At 77.7% G+C, this 1,428-nt stretch carries 1 protein-coding gene; it reads right to left on the bottom strand.

Going from position 1 to position 1,428, the window contains the following annotated elements; all coding sequences use genetic code 11:
- The coding region (locus STRAU_RS34860) for a carboxyl transferase domain-containing protein (protein ID WP_037663950.1) at positions 1-569 on the bottom strand (569 nt) is incomplete at its 3' end.
- Between the last annotated feature and the right edge of the window lie 859 nt (positions 570-1,428).

Raw genomic sequence — 1,428 nt, forward strand, 5'->3', positions numbered from 1 at the left:
CCCTCCGCCGTGTACGCCGCCGGGTCCGCGTCCGGCGGGCGGACCCGCGACCCCGCGAAACCCACCTGCGCGCCGGGCAGCGCGAGCACCACGTCGGCACCCGCGCCCAGCGTCGCCCAGCCGCCGCCCGTCGTCGGGTCGCGCACCACCGCGATCTGCGGCAGCCCGGCCGCGCGGTTCAGGGCCGACTGGGCGGCCACGCGCTGGAGTTGGCGCAGAGCACGCATGCCTTCCTGCATGCGGCTGCCGCCGGTCGCGATGAGGGAGACGAGGGGAAGACCGTGCTCGCGGGCGGCCGTGTACGCCGCCTCCAGGCGGTCCCCGGCCGGCTCGCCGAGCGAGCCGCCCAGATAGCGGAACTCGAAGGAGACGAGGACGGCCGGTCGGCCCGCGATCGTCGCCCTCCCGCAGATCACGGACTCCGACTCGCCGGTACGGTCCCGCGCGGCGGCCCTTGCGGCGTCGTATCCCGCCCACGCCAGCGGGCCGTCACGCCGCGCGGCCTCCGGCGGGTACGGCAGCTCGGCGAAGTCCTGCGTCACGGAGGCGACGGCCTTGCGCGCGGACACGCGGTCGGGGGTGCGGGGTGCCCCGGAAGGGGGCGTCGAGGAAGGAGGCACGCCTCGTACTCCTACCTGTTCGCTCCGCGTTCGTCGAGGACCCACTGGCCGCGGTGGCAGATGTAGATCGGGCCGAGCCAGTGGGCCGAGCCAGTGGCAGGCGGGGCCCGTGGTCGGCGGCGGGTCCACGGGGGGCGGGGTCGGCGTGGGTGTCGGCGTCGGCTCGGGCGGAAGTGTGGGGGTGGGGGTGGGAGTAGGTGTCGGGTCGACCGGGGTAGGTGTGGGGTCTATCGGTGTGGGGGTGGGAGTGGGCGTAGGTGTCGGGGTGGGCGTCGGAGTGGGTGTGGGTGTGGGCGTCGGGGTGGGGGTAGGCGTGGGAGTCGGATCCGGCGCGGGTGGCTGCGTGGGCTCCGGTGCGGGCTCGGTGGGTTCCGGCTGGGCGGGCTCCGGGTCCTCGGCCGGCTCCTCCGTTTCCTCCGGAGGGACGGGCGCCTCGGGCTCCGCCTCTTGGGCGGGCTGCTCCTGCTGGGCGGGCTCCTGGGCGGGCGGCTCTGCGGCCGGAGGCTGCGGGGCCTCTGCTTCGGGGGCCTCAGCTTCGGAGGCGTCAGCCTCAGGTGCATCCGCCTCTGCCGCAGGCTCATCCGGGGCCTCCGGGGCCTCCGGGGCCTCCGGGGCCTCCGCCGGGGCCTCCGGGGCCTCCGGGGCCTCCGGGGCTGCCGGCTCCGCCTCGCTCCGCGGCTGCGGGACCGCCCCGCTCCCGTCCCCGCCGGGCGTTTCGCTCCCGTCCGCCCCGCCGGGCGCCTCGCTCCCGTCCGCCTCGCGGGGCGCACCCGACGCCTGGCCCGGCTGCGCCTCCCCCCTCTCCGCC

The organism is Streptomyces aurantiacus JA 4570, from assembly GCF_000414115.1.
In the GTDB taxonomy this organism is placed as follows: Bacteria; Actinomycetota; Actinomycetes; order Streptomycetales; family Streptomycetaceae; genus Streptomyces; species Streptomyces aurantiacus_A.